Raw genomic sequence first — 7,463 nt, 5'->3', positions numbered from 1 at the left:
AGAACTTTCTTAAAATGTCGCCGTAGATGGGCTAAACATTTCTGCTGCGCTCCCACCTCAACACCGTTGTAGACACTAGACATCTCCGAAAACAATCAAAGCCTCTGTGTAGTTAAGCTCCTTGACGTAAATGTAATCATCCTAAATTAGCTAGTACAGCGAGGCGGAAATCCACAGACCATTAAATAGCCAAAACTTTGCCCTTATATGTCCACTTAAAAGGTTTAGCCATTGTTTGATTAAAGTAGTCGATAAAATGCAGGATTCGATTTTTCAAATCCTCGCGACTGACACAACTTGCTCTTCTGAGTAATTGGCGCACCAAAATACTGAACCAAATCTCAATTTGATTGAGCCATGAAGAATGTTTCGGTGTATAATGGAAAACAAGTCGGTGTGCAGGGTCACACAAAAAAGTAGTGCGAGATTTCATTGATTTCAAGATACCACTTTTCCCCTTCATACCCAAGTCAATATCCAAACCTTCTTTTTCTGCAAGCAAACGAACCAGAGACTCAGACTGATGAGTGTTCAGGCAGTCCATAATCAAATGCCATTTTTGGGCATCAGGGTCAGTTTCAATTGTTCGACGAATATGAAGAGCAAAATCAACCTCTGTTCTGGTATCTCCACAAGTCGGCTCGACAATTTGACCCGTGGCAACATCGAAGCTAGCAATTAAGCTTTGTGTGCCGTGACGAATGTACTCAAATTCCTTTCTTGCGACTTTGCCAGGTCGCATTGGCAAGTCTTTTGCTAATCGCTCAGTCGCTTGAATACCTGTCATCTCATCAATGGATATTGTGCGTTCCCCCTGAAGATGACGCTCAATCGCACTCATGTATAAACCCTGGGGGGGTGACGACCCGCCCCAAACCCATACTTAGTAAGGATTGAGCCAACTTGTGGTAAAAAAAGATAGGCAGCAGAGTTGTTACACGCTTGCCTATCCAAAAAAATAATGATACCAAGATTCTACCAGACTCATTTACAAAAATACCTGACGCCATCTCAGTTTTTGGTGATGACAATTTTGCTATCCTTGATGCAATCAGAAAAACAAGTCAGATTAGAGCGGCTCTCCCGAGTATTTCCCTGTCTAATTACAGCCGAAAGTCGGCGACGTAAATTACAAAGATTTTTAGATTTACCTCACTTAACAATCGAATTAATTTGGTTCCCATTAATTACTTATTGGTTGACCACTTATTGCCGTGTTGGTACTCGCTTATCAATCGCAATTGACCGCAGTCAATGGGGCTGTATTAATCTGTTCATGGTTAGCTTAATCTGGGAGCGAAGAGCAATTCCATTATACTGGTCACTGTTGCCAAAATTGGGAAACAGTAACTTTGAGTCACAAACAACCAATTTACAGCAAGTTTTACCCTTATTTTCCGGATATAAAGTCATTGTTTTAGGAGACCGTGAATTTTGTTCGGTCGATTTGGGAAACTGGCTGAGGGAAAAGGGTGTATCTTTTTGTTTAAGACTGAAAAAGAATCATTGTATCGAAACGCAACATTTAGTTTGGCAACGGTTAGATGAATTAGGGATAGTACCAGGAACCTCTTTATATTTTCAAGGTAAAAGAGTGAGAAAAACTCAGCCTGCTACTGGATTTGATGTTGCTTGTAAGTGGAAAAGAAACTACGGGGCATGGAAGGTTGATGAAGCGTGGTTTATACTCACAGATTTAGGGTCATTGCCGGCAGCTATCGATGCTTACAAGCAACGGATGGGCATTGAAGAAATGTTTCGAGATTGTAAAACAGGAGGCTACGATCTTGAAGGAACTAGCTTAAAAGGACACAGACTTATCAACATGATTTTGCTCATGACGCTCGCCTACAGTTCGGGAATATTTCAAGGTACTGAAATAAGGAAAAAGCAGGTGCAAAAATATGTATCTCGCCGCAAAGAGCCTAATAAAAGATATCGAAGACGGAGTACATTTGGTGTTGGTTTAGATGGATAAAAGTGGGTTAATTATCTCGAACAATATTCGGACGAGGTAGAACAGTTAATGAAGTTAACTCCAAATAAACGTCGCTTTTATCAACAAGGTATGCGGGCTGCAACCCTGATTCGGTCTATCTCCTAGGCCTCTTTGTCACCCCCCCAGTGAGTCTCCATGAATTTCTCCAACTGTCGGAAACCAAACCCGCCAGCGAATTCATCGATGGTCAAATTATCCAGAAACCTATGCCCCAAGGAAGACACAGCACCATTCAAAGCGATTTGGGTGCTGACATCAACCGGGTACTCAAACCGCAACGCATCGCCCGCGCCTATCCAGAATTGCGCTGTACCTTTGGCGGTCGATCGACTGTACCCGATCTTGCAGTCTTTACCTGGGAACGCATTCCCCGCGACGAAAACGGCGAAGTAGCCAACACTTTCGCCATCGCCCCGGACTGGACAATCGAAATTCTTTCCCCCGACCAAAGTCAAACTAAAGTCGTCCGCAACATTCTCTACAGTCTCGCCCACGGAACCCAGATGGGCTGGTTGATTGACCCGGAAGAAGAACTGGTATTTGTCTATTTTGCCGTTAGCGAAGCCCTCGCAGAGGATCGCACCATAGCAGTTTCTGAAGAACCAGGCGATCGCATCCCCGTTCCAACCTTTGCCGAATCCTTCAATCTCACCGTCGCTGAAATGTTCAGTTGGCTGACTCAGTAGCGCCACCTCGGTTTATGAATGATTTAACCGCAGAGGGCGCAGAGGGCGCAGAGGAAGAGAAGAGAGAGAACTCTACGGATTTGCTTTGATCGAATGTGCGGTCGATCGCTTATACTAAAATATCTGGTTGTCAGCTCTTCAATGACGAGAGATGACTAAAGTGGTCACTACAAACTTGATTATGATTATTTAACCGGACTTGATATCATCTTTCAAATAACCGCTAACTACTAACAACTAACTACATAAAACGTTTCTCAAAAATGGAAGCTAAATCTTACAAAGACACCGTAAACCTGCCCAAAACAAAGTTTGATATGCGCGCCAACGCCACCAAGCGCGAACCAGAATTGCAACAATTTTGGGCAGATCAAGAAATCTACGATCGCCTTTCGGAAAATAACCCAGGCGAATTGTTCATCCTGCACGACGGGCCACCCTACGCCAACGGACAACTCCACATCGGCCACGCCCTCAACAAAATCCTCAAAGACTTTATCAACCGCTACCAAATGCTGCGCGGCAAAAAAGTTCGCTACGTTCCCGGTTGGGATTGCCACGGATTGCCGATCGAACTTAAAGTATTGCAAAACATGAAATCGGACGATCGGCTAAATCTTACGCCGATAGAACTCCGCCGCAAAGCCGCCGCCTTCGCGCAGCAAACAATGGAACAGCAGCGCGAATCCTTCCAGCGCTACGGCGTTTGGGGCGACTGGGAACACCCGTATTTAACCCTGAAACCCGAATACGAAGCCGCTCAAATCGGCGTTTTCGGTCAAATGGTTCTCAAAGGCTACATCTACCGCGGCTTCAAACCTGTTCACTGGAGTCCGAGCTCGAAAACAGCCCTCGCCGAAGCGGAATTGGAATATCCCGAAGGCCACACGTCGCGCAGCATCTACGTCGGCTTCCATGTGAGAAAGTTGTCAAAATCTTTGCAGTCGAAGCTCAAGCGCTATATGCCGAGCCTCTGGGCGGCGATTTGGACGACTACCCCTTGGACGATTCCGGCGAACTTGGCGATCGCAGTCAATCCCGAACTGACTTATGCGGTGGTGGAACCGCCGGCAAATTCCCACATCGCACAACAATTTATGTTAGTCGCTGTCGATGCGGTCGATCGGCTGTCGGCAACTTTTAACACTGAATTAAAAATACTTGCCACCTTCAAAGGCAAAGAATTAGAAGGTTGCAGCTACAAACACCCACTGTTCGATCGCGAAAGTCCAATTGTTGCCGGCGGTGACTACATTACCGCTGATTCCGGGACGGGATTGGTGCACACCGCACCGGGGCACGGACAAGAAGACTTTATCGTCGGAAAACGCTGCGGTTTGCCAGTTTTAACGCCCGTAGATGAAAACGGAAATTTCACCGCAGAAGCCGGACAGTTTGCAGGTTTAAATGTCCTCGGAAACGGCAATGCCGCAGTGATTGATGCCCTTGCGGAAGCAAATTGTTTGATTAAAGAGGAAAGTTACGCTCACTCTTATCCTTACGATTGGCGCACCAAAAAACCAACAATTTTTCGGGCGACGGAACAGTGGTTTGCCTCGGTTGAAGGGTTCCGAGATGAAGCCCTAAAAGCGATCGCCGAGGTGAATTGGATTCCCGCCCAAGGGGAAAATCGGATTACTGCAATGGTTAGCGATCGATCGGATTGGTGTATTTCTCGCCAGCGGACTTGGGGCGTTCCGATTCCCGTATTCTACGACGAAGAAACCAACGAACCGCTGCTGAATCAAGAAACGATCGCCCATGTCCAAGCCCTTTTTGCCGAGAAAGGTTCCGATGCTTGGTGGGAATTGTCGATCGATGAATTGCTGCCGGAATCTTACCGCAATAACGGCCGCACTTACCGCAAAGGTACAGACACGATGGATGTGTGGTTTGACTCGGGTTCTTCCTGGGCCGCAGTTGCCCAAGGTCGATCGGAATTAAACTATCCTGCTGATATCTATTTGGAAGGTTCAGACCAGCATCGCGGCTGGTTTCAATCCAGCTTACTTACCAGTGTAGCAACTAACGGCATTGCTCCTTACAAAACAGTTTTGACTCACGGTTTTGTGCTCGATGAAAAAGGCCGAAAGATGAGCAAGTCTGAAGAAAATGTCGTCGATCCGGCCGTCGTAATTAAGGAATATGGAGCCGATGTTTTACGGTTGTGGGTGTCTTCGGTAGACTACTCGGCTGATGTGCCGTTGGGCAAAAACATTCTCAAACAGCAATCGGATGTTTACCGCAAAATTCGCAATACAGCTAAGTTTTTGCTTGGCAATTTGCACGACTTTGATCCGGCAAAAAATGCCGTTGCTTACGAGGAATTGCCGGAAATAGACCGCTATATGCTGCACAGAATGGGCGAAGTTTTTGCGGAAGTTCAAGATGCTTTTGAAAGCTTCCAATTTTCCCGATTCTTCCAAACTGTGCAGAATTTCTGCACGGTGGATTTATCTAATTTTTACTTGGATATTGCCAAAGACCGACTTTACATCAGCGCGACAGATACCCGTCGCCGCCGCAGTTGTCAGACGGTGATTGCAATTGCTGTGGAGAATTTGGCAAGGGCGATCGCACCTGTTTTGTGTCACATGGCCGAGGATATTTGGCAGTACCTTCCCTATCCGACTCCCTACAAGTCCGTGTTTGAAGCCGGCTGGGTGCAAATGGATGCTTCATGGCACAATCCAGAATTGGCTAATCGCTGGCAGTATTTGCGACAAGTGCGCGGCGAAGTTAATAAGGTTTTGGAAAAAGCCCGGATGGAAAAGGCGATCGGTTCTTCTTTGGAAGCTAAGGTTTTATTGTACGTTCCCGATGTTGAGAAAAGAGAGCAATTGCAAGCTTTGAATCCCAGCAGTGAAGAATTGGTGGATTATGTGCGATCGCAAAATTCAGTCATAGAGTTAGCGGCAGAGGAGAAAGCAAAAGCAGCACAAGATAAACAGGAAGAACAAGCGGCAAAAGTTGCCAAAGTGTTGACAGAAAACACAATTCATGTGAAAGCGGAAACGATCGCACAAAAGCGCGATCGACCTTCTCAGATAGTAGAGTATTCTGTCCCTGAACTGTCGGCTTCAGATTCGCAGCCAATCTTAGATCAAGCCGCCGAGTTTGTAGCTAATTTGCCTGAATACGCGGGCAACTTTTTTACAGAATACCAACAAGTTTTGGTAACACTTGGGCTGTTAGCCTCTGTGTTGATAACGGGCCGAGTAACGCTGGCGATTTTGGATACGATGAATCAGATTCCGATGTTAGGAGGCTTCTTTGAAGTCATCGGCATCTTATTTACAATCTGGTTTGCTTTCCGTCACTTGCTGTTTGCCGCCAACCGTCAAAAAATTGCAGAACAAATTGATTTCCTGACAGCAGATGTGGTGGGCCGGAGTACAGCGCTTGTACTTGCAGAAACAAAGGCGATCGTCCTCGCACCGCCAGTAGATGCAGCGCTTGTGCTTGTAGAAACACAGGCGATCGCACAAACAGCCCCAGCCGAAAAAGTGTTTGTAGAAACACCCCAAATCCCGGAAGCAGAATTAGTTGCGATCGAACCCAAACCAGAAATTCCTGCTGAAATAGCTGTAACGGACGATTCTACAATGACCGCCAACGGTGTAGACGAACTGCGGTATTTGTTCATTACTTCGGAAGTTGAACTGGTAGAATCGAATGCAGCGATTCAGGAATTGCCGTACAGTTATCAGTCTCCAGAGTTGGCGATTGGTGTAGTCAAAGCAGACGGGGAAAAGTGCGATCGTTGCTGGAACTACTCTACTCACGTCGGAGAGTCGATCGAACATCCGCTAATTTGCGAACGCTGCGTTTCAGCAGTAGACGACAAATTCTAACGTAGGCTGCGCTTCGGGAAAAATTCTTGAGTTTGTGGTTGCCACATTCACCCCGAAGCGCACCTTACAATAACTTCATTTACTTATTTCTGATTAAAAAAACGGCAGACGATTTCACCAGGGTTGTTTTGTCCAAACGCCAAAACTGTTCCATCTTTCTTAACTGTAGTGCGATCGCGGCAATTGTAGACTTCTAGAGGCTTTTTCACTCCATCAACACTAAGAATTACCCTGTATTCCCAATAATTTTTTGCACTGCGTTTGATATCGACAATGCAAATCTCGCTTTTTTGATAATTGCGGCATACAGAGGCCTCAGCAGGAAGCGCGACCCAGAAAAAAGATATTAATAACAAAAAGTAGCAAACACATTTCATCATCTGCGATCGCCTTTTCCTTTACGCTACTCCGAACCCAGTATGCGGACGCTTGTAAGGTGGATGCAACCCCAACACAATATCCTCCTCAGACACTCCCATCTCGACAAATTCCCGTGCAATATCCACTTCTGTCATATTGCGCTGAATCCAAATTTTGCCATCCTTGATATCCAAATGAATGAAACAGTTGTATATCCGCTTTAGTCCCTCCCAGCCAACATCGAGTAACTGATAGTGGTCGTGTTCCCAATCAAAAACAAGCTGGCATTCAACGTCTGGATTAGGCTTTTCTAGCGTTGCTTGTTGAGTTAGCAATTTTCGGATACACTGGCGGTAATGCTCTACTCTTTCCATTCCACAATTACCTCCTTTTGCGGATCGTAAACGACGAGTTTAAGTTGATACACATTGACCGCTTCTTGTATAAATGGCTCTTGAAAAAACGAGTCAAAAGTATCAAAGGGTACTGCTAGTACAGCTCGGCGTAAGTACACAGACTATATTTATGGTAGAATAACATAGTTAGCTGAGACCCGTTTAGGTG

General features: G+C 45.8%; 6 protein-coding genes. 3 read left to right on the top strand and 3 right to left on the bottom strand.

What is annotated here, in order from left to right; translation table 11 throughout:
• Positions 1–181: 181 nt before the first annotated feature.
• Positions 182–841: a transposase gene (locus QUA36_RS30310; protein WP_333460052.1), complete on the bottom strand. Its 660-nt coding sequence runs from the start codon at positions 839–841 to the stop codon at positions 182–184.
• A gap of 120 nt (positions 842–961) precedes the next feature.
• Between QUA36_RS30310 and QUA36_RS30305 the strand changes: the two genes are divergently transcribed.
• From QUA36_RS30305 to ileS, 3 genes are all read left to right on the top strand, one after another.
• A complete protein-coding gene (locus QUA36_RS30305; RefSeq protein ID WP_333460051.1) occupies positions 962–1,978 on the top strand; it encodes an IS4 family transposase in 1,017 nt (338 codons plus the stop codon).
• 146 nt (positions 1,979–2,124) lie between these two features.
• A complete protein-coding gene (locus QUA36_RS30300) occupies positions 2,125–2,685 on the top strand; it encodes a Uma2 family endonuclease (RefSeq protein WP_333460050.1) in 561 nt (186 codons plus the stop codon).
• Positions 2,686–2,948: 263 nt separating this feature from the next.
• A complete protein-coding gene (ileS, locus tag QUA36_RS30295) occupies positions 2,949–6,539 on the top strand; it encodes an isoleucine--tRNA ligase (protein WP_333460049.1) in 3,591 nt (1,196 codons plus the stop codon).
• A gap of 398 nt (positions 6,540–6,937) precedes the next feature.
• On the opposite strand, the gene QUA36_RS30290 is transcribed toward ileS, so the two are convergent.
• Both QUA36_RS30290 and QUA36_RS30285 read right to left on the bottom strand, forming a co-directional pair.
• On the bottom strand, positions 6,938–7,273 hold the full coding sequence (locus QUA36_RS30290) for a XisI protein (protein ID WP_333289440.1): 336 nt from the start codon (positions 7,271–7,273) through the stop codon (positions 6,938–6,940).
• Positions 7,261–7,413: an element excision factor XisH family protein gene (locus QUA36_RS30285; protein WP_333460048.1), complete on the bottom strand. Its 153-nt coding sequence runs from the start codon at positions 7,411–7,413 to the stop codon at positions 7,261–7,263. Before QUA36_RS30285 ends, QUA36_RS30290 begins: the two co-directional genes overlap by 13 nt.
• Positions 7,414–7,463 lie beyond the last annotated feature (50 nt).

The organism is Microcoleus sp. Pol10D4, from assembly GCF_036701555.1.
Classification (GTDB): Bacteria; Cyanobacteriota; Cyanobacteriia; order Cyanobacteriales; family Microcoleaceae; genus Microcoleus.
Note: the sequence above shows the minus strand (reverse complement) of the source record. Positions and strands in the feature narration are given on the sequence as shown.

What these genes read in the sequence shown, in the direction of transcription:
- QUA36_RS30310 (WP_333460052.1), bottom strand. Translation starts at nt 841, where the DNA reads ATGAGTGCGATTGAGCGTCATCTTCAGGGGGAACGCACAATATCCATT.
- QUA36_RS30305 (WP_333460051.1), top strand. Translation starts at nt 962, where the DNA reads ATGATACCAAGATTCTACCAGACTCATTTACAAAAATACCTGACGCCA.
- ileS (WP_333460049.1), top strand. Translation starts at nt 2,949, where the DNA reads ATGGAAGCTAAATCTTACAAAGACACCGTAAACCTGCCCAAAACAAAG.
- QUA36_RS30290 (WP_333289440.1), bottom strand. Translation starts at nt 7,273, where the DNA reads ATGGAAAGAGTAGAGCATTACCGCCAGTGTATCCGAAAATTGCTAACT.